The organism is Thalassotalea fonticola (genome assembly GCF_032911225.1).
Taxonomy (GTDB): domain Bacteria; phylum Pseudomonadota; class Gammaproteobacteria; order Enterobacterales; family Alteromonadaceae; genus Thalassotalea_A; species Thalassotalea_A fonticola.
The window spans coordinates 1,801,561-1,824,652 of the sequence record NZ_CP136600.1; the positions used below are offsets into that span (position 1 = coordinate 1,801,561).

The window sequence follows — 23,092 nt, forward strand, 5'->3', positions numbered from 1 at the left end:
AAACGTATTCGAATTAGCGAAGCTATGGATTCGCAGTGTTAACGTATTCGCGACTGTTGATTAAACAGATTTACAGTTCCACTCAGGGAAGTTTTTACGTATAAACGCATTTAATTCCACTTCTGTTGGGCTGTATTCTCTTGACTCAACTTCAATGTCGCCATCAATGCTAGTGCTAGTGATCATACCGGCACCAACCGTAACGTTGGTTAAGCGGTCGATGATAACAAATGAACCTGTACCTTCAACTTTGTCGTATCCATCAATAACAACAGGGCTATTAGTGGCAATATTACACGAGGCAATTTCATTCAGCTTCATCTCATCTTCTTGGACGTGCTCTAATGTATTTACATTGATTCGGTAATTAATATTGTCAATACGGCCATAGGTGTTTTTAGTACCAATTTTTAATTCGTACTCTTTACCCGGTTGCATGGCAGCATCACTCATCCACACAATAGTAGCGGTGAATTTATCAGAAACGGTGGCCAATTTATTTGAGCGAACAATCACGTCACCACGAGAAACATCAATTTCATCGTTTAATGTTAACGTGATAGCTTGCCCTACATGCGATGATTCTAGCTCGCCATCGGCGGTAACAATTGCTTTTACCGATGAAGACTTGCCTGAAGGTAATGCGGTTACTACATCACCAATATTGATCACGCCGCCAGCAATGGTGCCACAAAAACCACGAAAATCTAGGTTCGGGCGAGTTACGTACTGTACCGGTAAACGGAAATCTTCAAAGTTTTTATCAGAGTCAATTTTAACTGTGTCTAACAAGCCCATTAATGTGGCGCCTGGGTACCAGTCCATCGCTTCTGAGCGATTAACTACGTTGTCGCCTTTAAGCGCAGAAATTGGCACAAAACGAATATCACTTAAATTAATTTGCTCGGCAAACTCTCGATATTCAGCTTTAATTTTACGGTACTCGTCTTGGCTGTACTCCACCAAGTCCATTTTATTTACCGCAACAATAATGTGCTTTATACCTAACAAAGAGGCAATGTAAGAGTGACGTTTGGTTTGAGTTTGTACGCCATAACGGGCGTCAATCATTACAATGGCTAAATCACAGTTTGACGCACCGGTTGCCATATTACGCGTGTATTGCTCATGGCCAGGACAATCGGCAATGATAAATTTACGCTTTTCAGTGGCAAAGTAACGATACGCTACATCAATAGTGATGCCCTGCTCTCGCTCTGATTGTAAACCATCTACCAATAACGCTAAGTCGAACTCTTCGTTGGTGGTATTGAATTTTTTTGAGTCATTTTTAATTGCGTCTAAATGATCTTCAAAAATTAGTTTTGAATCATGCAATAATCGGCCAATCAGCGTAGATTTACCGTCGTCAACATTACCACACGTTAAAAAGCGCAACATGTCTTTGTTTTCGTGTACCTTTAAATATTCTTCAATATCGTTTTCTAATAAAGCTTGTTCTGTGCTCATTATTCTTTTCCTAGTGTTTAAAGCCTACATGAGCTTTAAAATAAATACTTAACTTAACTTGAATAAAAGTGATGGTTAGAAATAACCTTCCATCTTCTTTTTCTCCATAGAACCCGATGAGTCGTGATCGATCATACGGCCTTGGCGTTCAGAGGTTTTGGTTAATAGCATTTCTTGAATAACTTCAGGAAGTGTTGTCGCTTGTGATTCAACGGCGCCAGTTAATGGGTAATCGCCTAGTGTTCTAAAGCGCACCATTTTCATCATCGGCTCTTCACCTTCTTCTAACGGCATACGCTCATCATCAACCATAATCAATGTACCGTCACGTTCAACTACTGGACGTTTTGCTGATAGGTATAAAGGTACAATATCGATATTTTCTAAGTAGATGTATTGCCAAATATCAAGTTCAGTCCAGTTTGATAATGGAAAAACACGAATGCTTTCGCCTTTATTTACTTTACCGTTATAGCTATTCCACAATTCTGGGCGTTGGCTTTTTGGATCCCAACGATGGTTTTTATCACGGAATGAATAAACACGCTCTTTCGCCCGTGATTTTTCTTCATCACGACGTGCACCACCAAAAGCAGCATCAAACTGATGTTTGTCTAGTGCTTGTTTTAAGCCTTGAGTTTTCATTACATCGGTAAATTTAGAACTGCCGTGATCAAATGGGTTCATCCCTGCCGCGCGGCCTTCTTCGTTGGTATGTACAATTAAGTCCATGCCACACTTTTCTGCCATCATATCGCGAAAGGCGATCATCTCTTTAAATTTAAATGTAGTGTCGACATGCATTAATGGAAACGGTGGTTTAGCCGGGAAAAATGCTTTCATGGCTAAATGTAACATTACAGCTGAGTCTTTACCGACAGAGTAAAGCATTACCGGGTTGTCGAACTCTGCAGCTACTTCCCTGATGATATGGATTGATTCAGCTTCCAGCTGTTTTAAATGTGTTAAATTCATTGGCAACCATTATTTTAAGTTGATGAAAAATTGAAAATTTTAGAGGCTGTATTATTCCATAATTTCACCGTGCTTACTATATCAGGGCATATGTTTAGATCTGCCAATTCGCTATTAGATATAATAAAAAGGTAGGAGGAAGCAGATATTAGGAACGAAGTGTTATATATAAAAATAAGCCAAATAGGTACCGTACAAGACTATTACGTAATAGGTTATTGTCATACTCAACTTGTTTGGGTACCCATAAGGCACTTCAAAACATGGATTACCGCCTCGGCTCTGGCATCCTGCTTCGCTCTACCTTCTCCATCCGTGGAGTCGTTCGCGGTAATGACGGCAAGAAGGAGTCGTACCCTGATACGTCATACCCAACTTGTTTGGGTATCCATAATGTAAGTAAAAAAGCATAGATTACCGCCTGCACGGTAATGACGGTGAGACCGAGTCGTACGCTCTATTCACAACTACAATGGATTACCGCCTCCGCGGTAATGACGGCAAGAAGGAGTCGTACCCTGATACGTCATACCCAACTTGTTTGGGTATCCATAATGTAAGTAAAAAAGCATGGATTACCGCCTGCACGGAAATGACGGTGAGACGGAGTCGTTCGCGGCAATGACGTAATAAGTTACCGTCATACCCAACTTGTTTGGGTATCCATAATGTAAGTAAAAAAAAAGGATGACCGAAGTCATCCTTTTTTGATTTTATTTAAGCGAGTGCTTAGTGACGGGCAGAACGGTCATTACGTTGTTTACGGTCACTGTTCTCTCTGCGAGGCTTACGTGCTTGCGCTTCAACAGGTGCATCTGATACTGAGATGTCTAAACGTTGACGACGTACTTGTACACTACGTAACTTTTGGAATGCATCTTTTGGCATGCCTTTAGGTAACTGTACAATGGTGTGGTTGTCGTTCAAGTTGATTTGACCAATGTAAGCACTGTCTAGTGAAATTTCGTTAGCAATTGCGCCTACGATATCACCTGGACGAGCACCGTGGTCTTTACCCACTTCAATGCGGTATGCTTGCCAATCTACGTCTGGACGAGCACCTGACGACTGACGACGTTCTCTACGCTCACCACGATCGCTGCGTTCGCCACGGCCATTGCGATCACGGCCACCACGGTCATTGCGGTCTCTGCCACGGGTATCACGAGAATCACGGTCTGAACGCTCACGACGAGGACGAGCATCTTCTTTCGGCTGTAACGGTTGCTTTAATTGTTTATCAAACAACAACGCTGCCGCTAAGTCAGCAATATCAACTTCTGAATCGCTAGCCATTTTCTCTAAAATTTCACGCATGCTGGTTAAATCTTTTTCAGCAACTGAAGCAATTAACGATTGACGACAACGCTCGATACGAGATAAACCAATTTCTTGAATGGTCGGTAAGTTAAATTCTTTAACAGTACCTGCAGTAGCACGCTCGTAGTGACGAATATTATAAAATTCACGAGGGCGTACAAATGAAATTGCTGTCCCTTCACGGCCAGCACGGCCCGTACGACCAATACGGTGTACGTAAGATTCAGTTTCACCAGGTAAATCGTAGTTGATAACCAGGTCGATACGTTGAATATCTAAACCACGAGCAACAACATCGGTTGCTACCATGATTGACAGCTTACCGTTTTTAAGTTGCTCAACTGTACGTTCACGTTGTGCTTGGTTCATGTCACCGTTTAACGCGGCACAAGGGTAACCTAAACGTTCTAATTGCTCAGCGATAGTAATAGTATCGTTACGAGTACGAACAAAGATAAGTACAGCGTCATAATCAAATGATTCGATGATGCGTTCAAGGGCAGTATTTTTAGTAATACCGCTTACACGCCATGAAAGCTGGGTAATGTTCTTTTTCGACTCTTTTTTCGCAGCAATTTTTACATGTACCGGGGTATCTAAGAAACGATCAGCAATTTTCTTGATTGCCGGTGGCATAGTTGCAGAGAACAATGCCATTTGTGTTTCATCAGCTAAATGATCAAGGATCCATTCGATGTCTTCTAAAAAGCCCATGTTAAGCATTTCATCAGCTTCATCAAGTGCGCAGAATTTAACATCGTTTAACTTTAATGTTTTGCGACGTAGGTGATCCATTAAGCGACCAGGCGTACCGACAACAACTTGTGCACCTTTTTCTAGTTGCGAAAGTTGTGGACCGTATGATTGACCACCATAAAGTGTTGCTACACGCAAACCTTTCATGTTTTTAGCAAACTCTTCTAATGCTTCAGCTACTTGAATAGCAAGCTCACGAGTTGGTGCTAAAACCATCATTTGTGGTTTGCGTAATTTAACGTCAATGTTAGCAAGTGCTGGTAAACCAAAAGCAGCAGTTTTACCAGTACCGGTTTGGGCTTCACCTAAAACGTCACGGCCTTCCATTAAAGGACCAATTGTTTTTTCTTGGATAGGTGTAGGGTTTACAAAACCCATGCCGTTTAGGGCAGATAATAATACTTCAGGCAAACCTAAAGATTCAAAGCTAACAGTAGCGTTGTTTAATTCAGTCATTAATTTTGTCTTCTCAACAGGCAGATCAATACCTTACGGTAAATAACTGCGAAAAAATTCAAAGTTATCCACCGGAAGACTTATGGCGAGATCGGTGCGCTACATGTGTACAAACTAAGTGCGCACATAGGCTTTTGGGATCTATAGCTAATTTGATGATCGATGTCATAAGCATCACTGCTTATGGATTCATCTGGGCTAGCTCTTGGCAAGTCAGTTGGCGGAAATAACCACTCTAATTACTAATAATTTAATTAGTAAAGTAATCTCCTAGTAAATGCCGTTCGGTTGTGGCGTTAGGAGAAGTTGGCGCATCATACCGTTTTGTAAGAATAATGCAAGTAACATTGTGTAATATTCGTACTAAAAATCGTGTTTTATCGATTTTTTAGGCAAAAACAGTGCCAAAAGTGAACTTTAGCTACGAAGTCAATTCAATTTCACTCGCCCTATGGTGTTAGCATCAGTTCCAAACCAAACCTCATCAGTTGCAGGGTGATAATACATATAGCGAATTGAACCGGCCCCACTTGGTACGTTTACATTGGCAATGAATTGTTTGCTATTGCTATCAAACACTCTGATTTGATTCGGCGTTGTGCCAGTAAGGGCTAGCCAAATTCGATCATTGCGATCAATGGCTGAGCCATAAAGCTTTGCCTTGTTCTTTTCCGGCAACCGCCAGCGATCAATATGTTTTGCAGTAGGGTTATATTGACCAAGATAACCGAGGCGATGATCAAGGTAATACACGTGGTTGTTTTGAGTTATTTCTAATCGTCTTGGCCGTTCGGCATTATCCAGAAGAGGTATTTGTTCAACAGAATAATTTTCAGGATTTATGCGCGCAAGCTTGTTGCTGCCAAATAACACAACCCAAGGTACGTCATCGTAGTCAACTTTAATACCATAAGGTCTGGCCGAATCAAAAGGCATGGCCGTTAATTTCACCTCACCGGTTTGAGTATTTAAAAAACCTACTTTGTTACCCCACTGCGCGGTAAACCAAATATTTTCTGCCGAATTAAATACCAGCGTATGTGGATCTATTGGCGTTTCCTCTGGCATGGAGAATTGCTTAATTTTGCCATCAGTTGGATTTAATTTACCTATATGGCCATTTCGATTGCCGGCATACCAAACGTTATCTTTACTATCAATAATGAGATTATGTGGGTTGGTGTTCGCACTTAATTCAAAACGCTTAAATTTTCCAGTTTTCGGATTGAGCATGGCAATATAATTACCTGATTGCCCACAAAACCACACATTACCATTTGAGTCGAGTGCAGGATCTCTTGGGCGCGTGTTATCCCACGGCACTTGCCACTCTTTTATATCAATAGTTTTCGGCCATGAATTTTCGACACCACGGGAGGCTAAGGGCAAAAATAACAGAATAAAGACAACTGCAAGATAACGTTTCATAATTGGTATTTTTTTAATTGATTCGTAGGAAAAGTATAGTTTATAAAACGGAAGGTGCAGCTTGCGGTTCTTAAGAAGGCTTATGGTACGGATGAGAATGCATGGGCTGACTAATGCCCTCTCCACTTAACAGTCTCTGCCCTTAGCAGTCTCTCACCATTTGCTAGCGCCTCCCCTACTTACTGAACTGGTTTCAGTATCTTGCTTTAATTTAATGGACCCTGAAATGAATTCAGGGAATGGTATAGCTATGAGTTCTAGAAAAGTTATGGGTAAAAATGGGAAAACCCGCTGCGCTCGCTTAAAAGCACACCGGGTTTAGGTTTTACTAATTTGTTTTACAGATTGACAGATCTTTAGGAATAAACAGTATTAGTAATATTTAGCTCTACTGAGGCTATGATTTAAGAGTCGATATTAAACTCTCCTTTAACACCTTTAATGTTTAAGCCACCAGAGCCGCTTTCTGTGATCGTTAAGCCACCGGCATCTTTCACTTCAATTGCACCTGAGCCATCATCGATAGTCACCATGCCGCCAATATGGCGCAAGATCATTTCACCAGAGCCATCTTCAACATTTACCGAGCCCGCGATATCAACCACCTTCATTTCGCCTGAGCCGTCTTTAATATCTACATCGCCACTCACATTACTAATGTCAAGTTCGCCCGAGCCATCATCAACAATTAAATCACCTTGAATATTTTTGACAAATAACGAGCCTGAACCATCTTCTACTTCAACAAAGTTATTCATGTCAGTAATTGAGATATCGCCTGAGCCGTCATCAATATCTAGTGCTAAGTTATTTGGCACTTGCACCGTTATATCAATTGATGGTGTATTACCATTCCAAAAACCACTGGTAGAGCCATGCTTAGCAATTAATACCGCCTTTGAGCCTACTTTTGTTAATTCAAGTTCGTAATCACGTGCTTTAGTGGTAGTAATATCGGCCTTAACGGTAATTTCAGTAATACCTTCTACGCCGACTATATTTAAATAGCCTGAGCCAGTGTCAATTTCCAAACTGTTTACATCTGCACTGGCAATGACTAAGGTTTCTTCTAATTCTACGTCTGCACTTTGTGCTCCAACATGGATGACACAGCCTGGTAAAATAAGTACGGCAGATAATAAAGCGGCAATTTGGGTTAGTTTCATTGTTAAATCCCTGATTTATATTTAGTATTTTTAACTAATATTGTTACGTATAAGTTAATACAATCAACATTCAGGCCAACTTTTTAACCCATTGTTTTTAAAGAGTTTATAATAAACACGAGCATATACAGCTCAAAAACTAGTGGTGGTTACTACTAAATAGTGGTGAAAATGTTAAAACCAGGGTCATAAAACCAGGGTCAGAGTCAGGTTTTAAAATAACCTGACTCTGACCCTAGTTTTTTGAGTTAGCCGAATTTTGATAAGGCGAAAAAGCGTACTTCATCGGAGATCACATCTGGCAAGATGCCAAAAATCAGTATGGTTATGCTTAAGCCGACGATAACTGCATGGGACAGGCGGTTCAGTTTGATCAGGTGTTGATTGTCTGCTTTGGCAAATAAGGTAAAAATAATACGCAGGTAATAGTACAAGCCTATACCGCTACCTATCACTAAACTTGCTAATAACCACCAGGCGGAATTATCAACGGCGGTACTGATGATATAAAACTTACCAATAAAGCCTGCCGTTAACGGGATACCAGCAAGTGATAAGAGCGCGCACATCATCGCCGCGGCTTGCACTGGTGCACGCCAGAATAAACCATTCCAATGTTGCCAGTTATCGTTATCTTGCTCGCTGTTTGCTTTTGATGTTTGACAAATAAAGGTGAATAAAAGTAACGTCGCTAAGCAATAGGCCAGTAAATAAAATAAGCCCGACTCCCATGCCAGCTGCAATGATTGTTGTGACATTACATTTAACATGATCAACAAGTAGCCCATATGGGCAATGGATGAATATGCTAGTAAGCGTTTAATGTTGGTTTGTTGTAATGCCAACAGATTACCGACCAACATCGAAGCTATTGCAACAAAGGTGATGACATTAAGTAACTGATGTTCTCCTATGGGAGTTACATATTGCACCGAAAAAAACCAAAACTTGATCAATACGGCAAATATAGCGGTTTTAGATACGGTGGCCAGTAACATGCTTACCGGTGCAGGAGCCCCCTGATAAACATCAGGTGTCCACATGTGAAAAGGTGCTAATGACAATTTAAATGCTAATCCTACAATAAATAACACTGAACCCGCATTAAACAATAATTGCATTTGTGGGTTATTAGCCGCTAAAAAACTATCGCTTATATGATGGAAATTTAGATTACCACTGTAGGCATAAATCATTGCCATACCAAACAATAAAATGCTTGACGCTGTGGCGCTTAAAATCAGGTATTTAAAACTGGCTTCTAACGTTTGCCGACGATTACGTAAGTACCCCACCATACCAATCAAGGCAATGCTTAATAATTCCAGACCTAAAAATACACTGGCAAAATGATTGCTTATCGCTAACAGGCTTGCTCCCAGAGTGACCAGTAATAACAAGACATAATACTCATCATGAACTTCTTGGCTTACTTTTAAATAACGACCACTGACTAAACAAACAATAAACGCACAAAATAGCAGTAATACACTTATGGCAATGGAGAAACCATCAAGGTAAAACAATATAGTCGACTGAGTATTGATGGCCGGTAATATCAAGTAATGTGCACTGGCCGCCAAGACAATACTGATGGCGGTAAATGCTTGGATCATCAAGGTTGAACGTTTAATAGCGATTAACAATAATTGCAGTACAATCGCCAGCGACAAGATTAACTGCGGCAATATGGCTAATAATTCTAAATTACTCATTATTTACTCCCTATTACGCTGGTACTGGTTAACTCACTAATTTTCATTTCATTTACAGCTGCAACATACTGCTCTGGAAAATAGGCAAAGATCAGTTCCGGAAATAACCCTAAGCAAATCAGTAGCCCCAATAATGAGCCACAGATCAATAGCTCTCTTTTGCCTAAGTCAGTAATACTGTGCTTGGCTTCACCTTGAAAACTTTGCTGGAATAAATACATGCCATAAATGGCCGAGCCTATAAGCCCAAGTGCGGCAAAAACCACATGGACAGGATAAGATTTAAAGCTGCCGGTTAACACCATAAACTCACCGACAAAATTAAGCAGTCCGGGTAAGCCAAATGCTGCGGCGACAAACGCCAACAGCATGCCGCCCATACGCGGTGCACTGCTATACATGCCGCCCATCAGAGATAAGTCTCGGCTATGCAAACGTTGATACAACATGCCTGCCATTGAAAACAGTGCGGCACTGCTCAAGCCGTGTGCGACAATAGTGAGTATCGCGCCATGATAGGCGATTTGCTGAAATGAGAATAATGCCAGCATAACAAAGCCCATGTGCGAAATAGAGCTGTAAGCAACGAGTCGTTTGAAGTCGGTTTGCGCAAAGGCAAGTTTTGCTCCATAGATAATGCTAACAACACCAAGAACAACAGCCACATTGGCAAAGTTACTACTGGCTTGGGGAAACATCTCTAAAACAAACCGAATAAGACCATAAGCGCCAGTTTTTAATAAAACGCCGGCAAGCAATACGCTACCTGCAGTTGGCGCTTGGGTATGAGCATCAGGTAACCAAGTGTGTACCGGAAATGACGGTAACTTAACGGCAAAAGCAATAAAGAAACCAAGCATGATGTAAAACTCTACCTCTGGGTTAATCGCCATTTGTTTTAAGGTAAAGTAATCAAAACTTAAATTGCCGGTTTGTTGTTGATGAATAAACGCTAACGCGACAATGGCAATAAGCATTAACAGGCTACTTACCTGGGTAAAGATAAAGAACTTTGTTGCTGCATAAATCCTGTTCTCATGCCCCCAAATCGCAATTAATGCGGTCATTGGCAGTAGCATTACTTCCCAGAAAAAGAAGAATAAGAACAAGTCGGTGGCAATGAACACGCCCACGATACCGGCAATAGATGCCATTAAATTAAAGTAATAGAAGCCGACCTTATCAGTAATTTCTTGCCAAGAAACTAACACACAAATAACGCCAAGCAATAATGTCAGTACAATTAAAACAAAGCTTAAACTATCGATACCCGTGGCATAATAAATGTTAAACGCTGAAATCCATTCACTATTGGCCAATTTTACATACTGATGAAAGACCAGTGGATTCTCAACGGCAAACTCTGCAAGTAAGCCAAAGCTGAACAGTAACGCTAACAAACTGATCCAGCGGCCCATATTCGCACGATGATTCTCTGCTGCCCAGGCAATAATGCCGCCAACGAATAACGCGATAAGAATTTGAGTTAAGATCATAGCGCCCCCCCTCCCGCGTTAAACACGTTCGCGCTAAACAATACAATTGCGAGCAGTAGCACAACGCCAACACCTATCATCGCGCCATACCAACGCAGTTGACCATTTTGACTGGCTTTGAATACTTCATGCCAAGTTTGTACATTCCAGCGGATACCATGGACTATTTGGTCGATAATGTCGTTTTTATTCAATTTACTGATAAACACAAAAGGCTTAACAAGCATATAGGTATATAATGTGTCGAACCCTAGCCCCCGTTGTAAGAACGAATATAAATTAACTCCGGAGCCAACGGCGGCGGATATGTTTTCGCTAGGATCTGAGATATCTTGACCAGTTTTTGGAAAATACCCAACATAGGCAATAACAATACCAACAAATGGTGTCGCTATAGCAATTGTATGCAACCAGGCGGGATCATTATTAATTATTGAAATTGTTGGAAATAGAGCGGTTAAATCCAAGGTGATTAAGCCACCAACCAGTGCTAACAGCGCCAAGATAATTAAAGGTATTAATTGCAGCTTATCTGTCACCGGGTGAACGGATTCATTGCCTCGATATTCACCAAAGAAGGTAATAAATAGCATTCTAAAACTGTAAATGCTGGTGATAAGTGCGCCTATTACGCCTATCCACCAAAACACTGGTCCGGCTGTGGCTGACGAATACAGCTCAGCCAGTATTGCTTCTTTTGAAACAAAGCCAGAAGTGCCAGGAAACGCTATTAACGCAGCAATGCCAATAAAAAATAAAACGCTTATCAACGGCAGTTTTTTCAGTAAGCCGCCCATCTTGAACATATTTTGTTGATGATGCAAAGCCAGAATAATAGAGCCTGCTGTTAAGAACAATAACGCTTTAAAAAATGCATGGGTCATTAAGTGCATCACACCAGCACTAAATGCGCCAGCACCTAAAGCCAGCATCATGTAGCCTATTTGGCTCATGGTAGAATAAGCCAGAACGCGCTTGATATCAGACTGGCCAAGCGCGGCAAGACCGGCGAGCAAGAGCGTTAGTGCACCAATCCAAGCAACAATGGTCATCACTTCTGGCGTTAACATAAACAAGCCTTGCATACGGGCGATTAAGTACACCCCAGCAGTTACCATGGTTGCGGCATGAATTAATGCACTTACTGGCGTTGGGCCAGCCATCGCGTCGGGCAACCAGGTTTGCAAAGGTAACTGCGCAGATTTACCAACTGCGCCGCCAACCAGTAATAAACAAATCCAAAACGCCATGTCGTTTTCAACGAGATAATTGCTGTGCGCCAATGCGGTCACATCATCTATGGTTAAACTGCCGGTTTCACGAAATAGTAAAAACAAACCTATCGCTAAAAAGGTATCGCCGACTCTTGTCACAATGAATGCTTTTTTGGCCGCCACAGCATTTTCTGGGTCCTGATACCAAAAGCCGATTAATAAAAAGCTGCATAAGCCAACACCTTCCCAACCAAGGTAAAGCAATACCAAATTATCAGCTAATACCAACAATAACATCGCAACAATAAACAAGTTCATATAAGCCATAAAGCGTGAATAGTTTTCATCATCTTTCATGTAAGCTGCTGCGTAGGCATGAATTAAAAAGCCCACACCACTGACGACAGAAATCATCACCATAGACAAACTATCAAGATGCAGAGCAAAATTAACGGCGACATCACCAAGCTTAAACCATTGCCACAGATGTGCCGTTAAAATGGTGTCCGGAGTTAGCATGGCGACTTGTAATAAATAGGCACTGCTTAATGCACTTAGTGCCATAGCTCCTACAGATAGAATTGTTGCCATCAGCCAAGATAAGCGCTTGCCCAATAACACGAGTAATAAAAAGCTTATTAACGGGTAAAACGGTAGATATGCAAGTATTTGAATGTTATCCATTATTACCCCTTCATCTCATTAAGTTCATCAATATCAAGCGATAACCGCTGTTGATGTAAACGTATGAGTAATGCTAAACCAACGGCAACCTCAGCCGCTGCTAAGGTTAAAATTAAGATAAACATGATTTGGCCATCGGCTTCTTGCCAGGCACTGCCTGCTGCGATAAAAGCAATGCCGACAGAATTGAGCATGACTTCTAAACTCATTAACATAAACAAGGTATTGCGTCTGGCGATAACACCAATAAAACCGATAACAAATAGAATGCCCGCTAAAATAAATGCATGCATTAATGGAATGTGACTCATAAATGGCCTCCCATACTATCGTTGCTTTGGCCAATATCATCTGCACTTTTGGCAAAATGGTAACCGGCAATAAGGCCTGCTAACAATAAGAACGAGGCAATTTCTACCGCTAATAAATATGGCCCGTATAATAAAATTCCAACTTGCTTGGCTGACACAATGGATGAGGTATATTGCTGAGTATTGGCGCTATTGATGATTAAATAAACGACCTCTATTAATAATACTGATGCTAATAACACCGGGCCGAGCCAACGACTTAACCAGTGTTTCGAATAATGGATCGGGTCTTTATCGCCTTGTAAATCAAACATCATCACGGCAAATACAAACAACACTAAAATAGCCCCTGCATAGACAATAACCTCTAAACCAGCAGCAAAAGGTGCACCCATGAAGTAAAAACATACTGCCACAGCTAACAGTGACACCACTAAATACAACAATGCATGAATCGCATTTGAGCCAGTAACCACCCGAATAGAGGCAATGATGGCAATGGTTGCAGCAATGTAAAATGGCAATTGGCTTATCATTAGTCTTCCTGTTATTATTTTTTTCGTCATTCCCATGACTATTTTTTTATAGATACCCAAACAAGTTGGGTATGACGCTGTCTTTGTTCCTGCATTCCTATAACTATCCGTCATTCCCGCGACGGCGGGAATCCATGCTTTTCGTTTCTCGTTTCTAACTTCTAGCTTCTAGCTTCTCGCTCCAATATGGATACCCAAACAAGTTGGGTATGACGCTGTCTACTTTCGTCATTCCCGCGCAGGCGGGAATCCATACTTTTCGTTTCTCGTTTCTCGTTTCTCGTTTCTAGCTTCTCGTTCCATTATGGATACCCAAACAAGTTGGGCATGACGCTGTCTACTTTCGTCATTCCCGCGCAGGCGGGAATCCATACTTTTCGTTTCTCGTTTCTCGTTTCTAGCTTCTCGTTCCATTATGGATACCCAAACAAGTTGGGTATGACGCTGTCTACTTTCGTCATTCCCGCGCAGGCGGGAATCCATACTTTTCGTTTCCCGTTTCTCGTTTCTCGTTTCTCGTTTCTCGTTTCTCGTTTCTCGTTTCTCGTTTCTAGCTTCTCGTTCCATTATGGATACCCAAACAAGTTGGGCATGGCGATGTCTAATTTTTCTACGGCATCAAGTCTTTGACATTAACGGGTGCTTTCTCGTGTTCACCTGCGCCTCTTTCTTTCACACCTGCAGCAACACCTGACTGCCGGTAAAAATTGTAATCCGGGTATTTTCCCGGGCCGCTGATGAGTAAATTTTCTTTCTCATAGACCAAATTTTGTCTATCGTATTCAGCAAGTTCGATATCTGGCGTAAGCTGTATGGCATACGTGGGACACGCTTCTTCACAAAAGCCGCACAAGATGCAACGGGAGAAATTAATTCTAAAAAACTCAGCCCGCTTTCGACCATCAGGATCTATGGTTTGTTGCAAGGCGATACAATCTACAGGGCAAGCAACAGCGCACAAATTACAGGCTACACAGCGCTCTTCGCCATCAGGATCACGAGTAAGCACAATTCGGCCTCGATAACGTGGCGCTAAATACGGTTTTTGCTCAGGATATTGCACGGTATCGGCTTTGGTAAACGTATGTTTAAGCACTAACCACATAGTGCGAAGCTGGCTGTAAAACATTTTAAGCATGCACGCCTCCAATTACGCCGGTAAGCTTTAATACTGCGGTTAGTAATAAATTAAATAGTGCTAGTGGCAACATCACCTTCCAACCAAACTCGAGTAATTGATCAAACCTTGGCCGTGGTAGAGATGTTCTTAACAAGATGAAAAACATAATAAGAATAAATACTTTCCCGATAAACCATACGAGTGATGGGATCATATTGGCCCATTCGCTAGGAAGAAACCCTGGCGGCAAATAACCACCAAAAAATAACGTTACAGACATAGCTGATATTAAGGTGACGCCTAAATATTCACCTAAGAAGAACAGGGCAAATTTAAGGCCTGAATATTCGGTATGAAATCCAGCGGTAAGTTCGGTTTCTGCTTCAGGTAAGTCAAACGGTAAGCGATGACTTTCAGCAATTCCCGCCACTAGAAACACCACAAAACCGATCAATTGAGATTGAATAAACCAACCATCTTGCTGTGCAACAACAATGTCACGTAAGTTAAAACTACCGGTAATAAGCACAACGCCCATTACCGACAAGCCCATAAACACTTCATAACTAATGGTTTGCGCCGCCGCCCTCATACTACCGAGTAATGCATATTTGTTTTTTGAAGCCCAACCAGCTAACACAACGCCATAAACAGCAAGAGACGTCATTGCTAAAAAGAACAACACGCCAATATTCAGATCTGAAATACCTATAGTGTCGGAAAACGGTACCACAACAAAGCTCATTAATACTGTAGTTGCGGCAATTACCGGCGCCGCAATAAAAATAACTTTATCGGCAAACTTAGGGGTGAACTCATCCTTACCTAGTATTTTTAATAAATCAGCAAGGGATTGTAAAATGCCGAATGGCCCTACCCGATTTGGGCCCAGTCGGTCTTGCCAAATACCAATTAATCGCCGCTCTACCCACACCAACATAGCGGCAATAGGAATAAGCAATGCGAGTATGACACTCAGTTCAATCAGCTTATAGATCATCTAAACCTCCCGCCATTAGTCGAATAGGAATAAATTGATCGTTTTGTTTTAAGCGAGCCAGCAGATTTTGCTTATTTTCTTCAGCACAGGAAAGTTTATTGGCTAACGCTTGCTCAAATTCCAAAACTTGTTCAGTAGTCGCTGGAGTTAATTGACTATTACTTAACTCAATATATTTACGGTCACTTTCAAATAGATAAACCAAAGCGCAATTGGCGGCTATGTTACTGGTCAGTTTTAACTGACACGTTTGCGTTGAATCCGTTAATTGCATATTTATATGTGAGCAATCACTTAGCCCTAAATGCTTTGCTAAACTATTGCTTAGCTCTACGTAGGGTATGGGCGATAACATCTCAAACTCTATGCCTTTAAGACCTAAATAGTCATTCGCAAAAATATGTTTGGCCGGAATAAACGTTATATTGTCACTACCCTCTTCGCCATTATTTTCTATTTGATCTGTTAAATTATCGATAGACTCCGGTGACACTTGTTTTATGCCTTTACCGGCTTGCTCTGCAGAAATGGTATCCGGAGCCGATTGACTGTGTGTATTAGGATCATATATCTGCACTTCAGGAGAGCGGGTAACTAGGCCTTCACCGACCTGCTGTTGATATTTACTGATTGATTGATTCGAATTCCAACCTGGAGCCCAGGTATATGGCATGGCATTAGCTGCACTTGAGTTTAAAGAATGATCATTTTGCGGGTGAATTCCTTCCATTGAAAACTTATAAGGAGAGCTATTATCAATGGTTGCTTTACTTTCATGAACGCTTTGATTTGCTGTCATTGCTGTGCGACCAGAAGCGCGATGGGTTTGTCTTGCCGTTTTAAGCAAAAATTGTTCGGCAATAAATGCCGAAGTATCGGGAAATCTAGCTTCAATTCGCTGTAAAGTTTGCCAAAAATCATTAATGGTGAAGTTATCAATGCTCGTTGGAGAATCAGCCAATTTCCCCTTACCAATAATGGCATCTAGCATAGTGATAATACGCCAGGAAGGTAATATTGGCAGTTTCGGCGCGAAAGACGGATAAAAGCACTGTGCCCGACCTTGATAATTAACCAACAAGCCCTGTGATTCACTAAAGGCAGCAACAGGCAAGATCACATCTGCATGGTCAGTGACCACGCTTTGGTTGTGATCAAGTGCAATTATGGTAGATACCGAAGCAAATAGTTTATTGCGAACGGTGTCACTAAGGTTTGCTAATTCGTTTTCGCATACCAGCAAGCCATCAATTTGATTAGCACTTGCTTGCTGACACACTTGCTCAAGTGTTAAACAGGTATCACTAAGTAAACTGGCAAGCCCTAAGCTATTGGCTTGTTTCGGCATTATGGCAAAATTCAGCCTGGTTTTTTCATCTTGTTCAGCACTAGATTTGCCATTAGGCTCAGCTGAAGATAAAGCCGCAAAGCCAGTTGCTAAGTTCAAACACTGCTCAGCAAGCCCGACATGTTCTAAGGAATGACCACTGATAACTAATGGTTGTTTAGCGCTTGCCAGCGCGGTTGCTGCTTGTTCAACAAATTCAAGCTGCGTAGTTGTTAATGACTTGCTCAGTGAAGCAAATAGCGTTTTATGGTGTGATAATTTGGCATTAATCGCTTGGGTGATATTGGCAATATCATCAGGGCTAGAATAATTTACTGTGCTGGCCACATCATCAAGCTTGCTTGCGCCCACATCACAAATAAACAACGGCGTTAAGGTTTTACCTGCCGCAGTTCTAACCGCTTCATCTTGCCACCTTGGGATACGTAATTTATCGGCAACATCAAGCCCGGCATTACGGACAGTTTGACGAAGTGCTAGGGCAATTCTTGGTGATGTTTGAGTAAGATCTTCACCTAGCACCAGCACGCAATCGGCTTGTTCAATTTGTTTGACGCTCAGCATACTGACATGATTGAGCATTTGTGTATTTATACTGAGTAATTGGCTTTGTTTTATCGTTAGGCCTGAACAAAAATTTTCTGCACCGAATAAATGTTTTAATGCGGTATTGGTTTCAAGGGAAGCTCGCTCTGAGCCAATAGCGACAAAACGTTGACCTTTATATTTAGCTAAAGATAATTGCACATCTTTAGTGGAGAGTTTGTTATTAATTTCCTGGTTTATACCTTTTGCGGTGTGAATTCTGTCATCGCTATTTACATAGCCAAAACCAAATCGGCCCTTGTCACATAAGAAATAACCATTAATATCATCGTTATAACGGTTTACCACCCGGCGCACACAGCCATAACGCTCACCGACACTAATGTTGCAACCAACCGCACAGCCTTTGCATATTGACGGCGCCGATTGCAGATCCCACTTGCGGGCATAATGGGCTGAAAATGGTTTATCGGTAAACACTCCGGTTGGGCAGACTTCAACTAAGTTACCAGCAAACTCCGATTCTAAAACACCATCTTGTTGACGGCCAAAGTACACCCTATTTTTAGAGCCATACACGCCAAAGTCTTTACCGCCGGCGTAATCTTTATAGAAACGCACACAACGATAGCACGTTATACAGCGATTCATTTCATGACTAATGTGCGGCCCTAAGTCTTGATTTGTAAATGTGCGCTTGTCGCCTACGTATTCACGTTGGTTATGACCCGTCATTACCGTCATATCTTGTAAGTGGCATTCCCCACCCTCAGCACACACGGGGCAATCATGAGGATGATTTGTCATCATTGCGGCAATGACTTGCTCACGAAAGTGACTTGAGTAATTATCGCCTAATCCGATTCGCATTCCGTCGGTGATGGGAGTCATACAGGCCATAGCTAAACGGCCCTGTTGCTGGGTTTCGTCGTTATAGACGGTTACTGCACATTGACGACAGGCGCCAACAGAGCCCATGGAAGGGTGCCAACAAAAATACGGTAAATCTAATTTACTCGATAATACACCGGCCAACAGGTTATCACTGCCATCAACTTGATAAGGCACGCCATCAACATAAATAGTCACGCTATTATCACTCATGAGCAGCCTCCTGATTGTTAGTGCCAGTCGTATTGCTATCAGTATTGATAGTGCTATTGGCAACGGCCGCGATATTGATAGCGCCGCTTTTACTCTTGGTTAAAGTAGCAGGTTTATTACCATGCTTGATTGGACAACAACCCTTATCTATATGCTCTAAAAAGTCATCATGAAAATACTTTAATGCACTTCTTAGGGGTTCAACAGCACCTGGGGCTAATGCGCAATGGGTTTTACCAATCCACATGAAGTCACAGAGTTTTTCTAAGCTGTCAATGTCGGCTAATGTGCCATTGCCCTGTTCAATACGTGTTAAAATTTCAACGACCCAAGGGGTACCATCTCGACATGGCGTACAGTAGCCACAAGACTCTTGCGCAAAAAATTGCAGCAAGTTTAATACCATACCGACCGGACAATTATGATCATCTAGCACTATTAGCCCGGCAGTGCCTAAACGACTGCCGGCTTTGGCAATATTGTCATAATCCATTGGCGTATCAAGATGTTCTTCCACCAGAAAGTCTGTGGATGCGCCGCCGGGCAATAACCCTCTAAATTTAAGCCCGTCTTGCATACCTTTGGCTTTATCATTAAGCACATGGCCAATTGTCATCCCCATTGGCATTTCCCAAAGCCCTGGATTTTTAACTCGGCCGCTGGCACCATAAATTTTGCTGCCCGGATCGCTGTTCGGTGAAAAGTCTTTAAACCAGTCGCCACCATGTTTAAAAATGTGCGGTAAGTTACATAGCGTTTCAACATTGTTGACGATAGTCGGTTTACCAAATAAACCACTCACCTGCGGAAATGGCGGCTTTGCTCTCGGGTTGGCGCGTTTTCCTTCAAGGGCATTGATCAGTGCCGTTTCTTCACCGCAAATATAGCGCCCAGCACTGGTGTGCAAATATAAATCGAGTTGATAGTTACTGCCTTGAATATTTGTGCCTAACCAACCGGCTTTATAGGCTTCGTCTATCGCTGTTTGTATGCGCTTAGCAGCTAGGAAGTACTCACCGCGCAAAAATATATAGGCTTTATTTGCGCCTATGGTATATGCGCCAATGAGCATCGACTCAACCAGTTGCTGCGGATTACCTTCAATCAATAACCGGTCTTTAAAAGTGCCGGGTTCCATTTCATCAGCGTTACAAACCAGGTATTTATTATCAGGGGCGTTTACATCATCCTCAGCAAACATAGGCACAAAGCTCCATTTCATCCCGGTTGGAAATCCGGCGCCGCCGCGACCTTTTAAACCTGAATCTTTAACCACATCCAAACATTGTGCAGAGCTCATCTTGAGTGCTTTTTGTGCACCTTGATAGCCTCCGCTTGCTTGATAACCAGCGAAACTTAGTGGTTGTGCAAGGTTAATTAGCCCTGTTAATGGCATGCTGGGGTCAACAATAAAATTACTCATTGTTATCTCCTTGTCCAGCATCACTAGTTCTGGCTTGCTCGCGTAAGTCTTTCAACAGCGTTTTTACCTTGTCACTATCAAGGTTTTGATAGTGTTGCTCACCTATCATTAATGTTGGGCCTTTATCACACCCCCCCAAACAGGCATTGGTGATCAAGGTGAATAAACCATCATCGGTGGTTTGCCCATAATCGATGCCAAGTTCGCGCTTGATCGTATCGCTGATCGTTTCATAACCGGTTAAGTAACAGCTGATGCTGTTACATAAATGAATAACGTATTTACCCACCGGTTGGCGGTAAATTAAATTGTAAAACGTCGCGACGCCTTCAAGTTGGGCAGCGCTCATCTGCAGTAAATCAGCGATGGCATATAAGCTTTCATCCGAGATCCAGCCACGGCTTTTTTGCACTATTTTCAAACCTTCAATACCTGCCGCTTCGCGATACTCTAAAATAGTGGTTTCGTGCTCTATTTCATTTATTTCGGCTGCGCTTAAATAGCTTTTATAATCAATATTAAGCACATCAATTTGCGCATCTGCAGCAGTTGGCTTTGTTTTTATTGAAAGTAAGGTCATAATTTTATCTATTAGCCTCTATCTATCTACGTCGGCCATTACGTAGTCGATACTACCTAATGTGGCGATTAAATCGGCAACCATTTGCCCTTGCGAAATTAATGGGATCATTTGCAAATGGGCAAACGACGGGGTGCGAATACGGGTTCGATAACTCATAGTGCTGCCATCACTTACTAAGTGATAGGCCATAATGCCTTTGGTTGCTTCCACGCTCACAGATACTTCTCCAGCAGGGATCACCGGTCCCCACGACACATTGACAAAGTGTGGGATCAAAGTATCGATATCTTGCATGGTGCGTGATTTATCGGGTGGAGTAGTTTGTGGATGGTCGGCTTTATAAGGACCTGATGGCATGTTATTTAAGCATTGCTCGATAATGCGAATACTTTGGCGCATTTCTTCAACCCTTACCCGACATCGGTCATAACAATCGCCGTTTTGGCCAACAGGCACGTCAAAATCAAATTGATCATAGCCGCCATATGGGCGCTGCTTACGTAAATCCCAAGAGTAGCCAGTAGCACGAAGGCCTGGGCCGGTGATCCCCCACTCTATTGCTTCTTTGGTAGAATAAGCACCAACATTAACGGTTCGCGCTTTGAGTAATTCATTTTGCATGACCATTTTTTCGTACTGATCTAACCGCTTTGGAAGGTAGTTCACGTATTCACGGACTAAGCTGTCCCAACCTTTCGGTAAATCAGCGGCAACGCCACCAACTCTAAAATAGCTTGGATGCATACGCGCACCAGTAAAGGCTTCAATAATGCCAAACAGTTTTTCGCGGTCGATAAACATATAAAATATGGGTGATAAGGCACCAATATCTTGGGCGAATGTCCCGTAAAATAGCAGGTGCGATAATATGCGAAACATTTCAGCCGTCATGATGCGTATGACTTTTGCTCTATCGGGTACGGTGATGCCGGCAAGTTGTTCAACGGCCATCACATAGGGGAAATTATTCATTACCCCGCCTAAATAATCGATGCGATCGGTATAAGGAATATAACTATGCCAAGATTGTCGTTCGCCCATTTTTTCAGCGCCGCGATGGTGATAGCCAATATCAGGGACCGAGTCGACAATTTCTTCACCTTCCATTTGCAGCACAATACGAAACGCACCGTGAACACTGGGGTGGTTAGGGCCAAGGTTTAAAAAACTAAAATCGCTGGTTTTACTTTGTCGCTTCATTCCCCAAGCTTCAGGGTTAAATTTTAACGCTTCTTGCTCAATATCTTGTTGGGCATCAGGCAGGGTAAAAGGATCCATTTCAGTGGCCCGCGCAGGATGATCTTTTAGTAATGGATGTCCCACCCAAGTATCTGGCATTAGTATGCGGGCAAGATGGGGGTGATTATTAAAGGTGATACCAAACATATCCCATACTTCACGCTCATACCAATTGGCATTCGGCCAAATATTACTCACTGTTTCGACGCTTTTATCATGGCTTGTTAATGCCACTTTAATACGGACATCACGATTACGAGCGTATGAGCGCAAATGATACACCAAGGTAAAATCTGCAACTTGTGCGCACAACTTATTTTCACGCACCCGTTCATCAATCGCGGTAATGTCGAAACAGAAATCAAACCCATCATCAAGTTGCTGTTTGAGTAAATACATCAACATGGTTAAGTGCTTTTTTGCTACCCAATAGGTTTCAATGTTGTCGATCAACACTTGTTTTTGCAGGCTAAGCTCACTATTAATGTTGGCGACTTCTTCGCTAATACTAAACTGTGCTTGCTCTTGCCAGTCTTTTGAATTTTTTAAAAAAGAGCTACTCATTATATGCTATCCGGCTCGTCTAATACGGTGACTTCAATACGGCTCTGTTGCTTAATATCACGTAAAGACGGCTTAACCACTTCAGTCATACCTTGCTCACCAACTACCCAGCTTAATGGTCTAGGCTGATTAGCGATTTTAGTTTGTAGTAATAATAAGCCTTCAAGTAATGCTTCCGGCCTAGGCGGACAACCCGGTACATACACATCAACAGGGATAAATTTGTCAACGCCTTGCACCACGGAATAAATATCGTACATGCCACCTGAATTGGCACACGAGCCCATGGAAATGATCCAGCGAGGTTCCATTAATTGATCGTAGAGGTGGCGAATAACCGGCGCCATTTTGCGAAAACAGGTACCGGATATCACCATTAAATCGGCTTGCCTTGGTGTAGCACGAATCACTTCGGCGCCAAACCTGGCGATATCATGTCTTGAAGTAAAGCCCGTCGCCATTTCCACGTAGCAACAAGATAGACCAAAATTAAACGGCCAGATCGAATTTTTACGGCCCCAATTGATCATGTCATCGAGCTTGGCAAACATCACATTACGCTTTAAATCATCTTCTGAGATATTACGAGAATCGAGCATTTCTTTGTCGATGGCGGCTTTTGTCATGGACCATTCCAT

18 protein-coding genes are annotated in these 23,092 nt (G+C 42.2%); 1 reads left to right on the plus strand and 17 read right to left on the minus strand.

Features of this window, described 5'->3' with window-relative positions; translation table 11 throughout:
- Positions 1–60: 60 nt before the first annotated feature.
- Positions 61–1,470, minus strand: coding sequence for a sulfate adenylyltransferase subunit CysN (cysN, locus tag RI844_RS07285; protein WP_348397783.1), 1,410 nt, complete (start codon positions 1,468–1,470; stop codon positions 61–63).
- Between the two features lie 75 nt (positions 1,471–1,545).
- Positions 1,546–2,445: a sulfate adenylyltransferase subunit CysD gene (gene cysD / locus RI844_RS07290; RefSeq protein WP_348397784.1), complete on the minus strand. Its 900-nt coding sequence runs from the start codon at positions 2,443–2,445 to the stop codon at positions 1,546–1,548.
- 263 nt (positions 2,446–2,708) lie between these two features.
- Here cysD and RI844_RS07295 point away from each other — a divergent pair, with 263 nt between their 5' ends.
- Complete coding sequence (locus tag RI844_RS07295) at positions 2,709–2,858, plus strand: hypothetical protein (protein WP_348397785.1); 150 nt, start codon at positions 2,709–2,711, stop codon at positions 2,856–2,858.
- Between the two features lie 316 nt (positions 2,859–3,174).
- Here RI844_RS07295 and RI844_RS07300 read toward each other — a convergent pair whose 3' ends face one another.
- The 15 genes from RI844_RS07300 to RI844_RS07370 form a co-directional block, all read right to left on the minus strand.
- The gene (locus RI844_RS07300; protein ID WP_348397786.1) at positions 3,175–4,977 is read right to left on the minus strand and encodes a DEAD/DEAH box helicase; all 1,803 of its coding nucleotides are present in this window, start codon (positions 4,975–4,977) and stop codon (positions 3,175–3,177) included.
- A gap of 429 nt (positions 4,978–5,406) precedes the next feature.
- Positions 5,407–6,405 (minus strand): Vgb family protein, encoded by a 999-nt coding sequence (locus RI844_RS07305; RefSeq protein ID WP_348397787.1) that lies wholly within the window; start codon positions 6,403–6,405, stop codon positions 5,407–5,409.
- Positions 6,406–6,809: 404 nt separating this feature from the next.
- Complete coding sequence (locus RI844_RS07310; protein ID WP_348397788.1) at positions 6,810–7,571, minus strand: DUF4097 family beta strand repeat-containing protein; 762 nt, start codon at positions 7,569–7,571, stop codon at positions 6,810–6,812.
- Between the two features lie 248 nt (positions 7,572–7,819).
- Entirely contained in the window at positions 7,820–9,286 is a 1,467-nt protein-coding gene (locus RI844_RS07315) for an NADH-quinone oxidoreductase subunit N (protein WP_348397789.1), read from the minus strand.
- Positions 9,286–10,782: a complex I subunit 4 family protein gene (locus RI844_RS07320; RefSeq protein WP_348397790.1), complete on the minus strand. Its 1,497-nt coding sequence runs from the start codon at positions 10,780–10,782 to the stop codon at positions 9,286–9,288. Before RI844_RS07320 ends, RI844_RS07315 begins: the two co-directional genes overlap by 1 nt.
- Positions 10,779–12,680, minus strand: coding sequence for an NADH-quinone oxidoreductase subunit L (nuoL, locus tag RI844_RS07325; RefSeq protein WP_348397791.1), 1,902 nt, complete (start codon positions 12,678–12,680; stop codon positions 10,779–10,781). The genes RI844_RS07320 and nuoL overlap by 4 nt, the downstream gene beginning before the upstream one ends.
- Before the next feature lie 2 nt (positions 12,681–12,682).
- Complete coding sequence (gene nuoK / locus RI844_RS07330; protein WP_348397792.1) at positions 12,683–12,991, minus strand: NADH-quinone oxidoreductase subunit NuoK; 309 nt, start codon at positions 12,989–12,991, stop codon at positions 12,683–12,685.
- The gene (gene nuoJ / locus RI844_RS07335; RefSeq protein ID WP_348397793.1) at positions 12,988–13,527 is read right to left on the minus strand and encodes an NADH-quinone oxidoreductase subunit J; all 540 of its coding nucleotides are present in this window, start codon (positions 13,525–13,527) and stop codon (positions 12,988–12,990) included. Before nuoJ ends, nuoK begins: the two co-directional genes overlap by 4 nt.
- 610 nt (positions 13,528–14,137) lie before the next feature.
- Positions 14,138–14,665: an NADH-quinone oxidoreductase subunit NuoI gene (gene nuoI / locus RI844_RS07340; protein ID WP_348397794.1), complete on the minus strand. Its 528-nt coding sequence runs from the start codon at positions 14,663–14,665 to the stop codon at positions 14,138–14,140.
- Positions 14,658–15,647 carry an NADH-quinone oxidoreductase subunit NuoH gene (gene nuoH, locus RI844_RS07345; protein ID WP_348397795.1) on the minus strand — a complete coding sequence of 330 codons (990 nt, stop codon included), beginning with the start codon at positions 15,645–15,647 and terminating at the stop codon, positions 14,658–14,660. The genes nuoI and nuoH overlap by 8 nt, the downstream gene beginning before the upstream one ends.
- The gene (nuoG, locus tag RI844_RS07350) at positions 15,637–18,645 is read right to left on the minus strand and encodes an NADH-quinone oxidoreductase subunit NuoG (protein ID WP_348397796.1); all 3,009 of its coding nucleotides are present in this window, start codon (positions 18,643–18,645) and stop codon (positions 15,637–15,639) included. Before nuoG ends, nuoH begins: the two co-directional genes overlap by 11 nt.
- A complete protein-coding gene (nuoF, locus tag RI844_RS07355; RefSeq protein ID WP_348397797.1) occupies positions 18,638–20,068 on the minus strand; it encodes an NADH-quinone oxidoreductase subunit NuoF in 1,431 nt (476 codons plus the stop codon). Before nuoF ends, nuoG begins: the two co-directional genes overlap by 8 nt.
- A complete protein-coding gene (nuoE, locus tag RI844_RS07360; protein WP_348397798.1) occupies positions 20,061–20,648 on the minus strand; it encodes an NADH-quinone oxidoreductase subunit NuoE in 588 nt (195 codons plus the stop codon). The genes nuoF and nuoE overlap by 8 nt, the downstream gene beginning before the upstream one ends.
- Before the next feature lie 18 nt (positions 20,649–20,666).
- Positions 20,667–22,454, minus strand: a complete 1,788-nt coding sequence (gene nuoC / locus RI844_RS07365) for an NADH-quinone oxidoreductase subunit C/D (RefSeq protein WP_348397799.1) — start codon at positions 22,452–22,454, stop codon at positions 20,667–20,669.
- The gene (locus tag RI844_RS07370) at positions 22,454–23,092 is read right to left on the minus strand and encodes an NADH-quinone oxidoreductase subunit B family protein (RefSeq protein ID WP_348397800.1); all 639 of its coding nucleotides are present in this window, start codon (positions 23,090–23,092) and stop codon (positions 22,454–22,456) included. Before RI844_RS07370 ends, nuoC begins: the two co-directional genes overlap by 1 nt.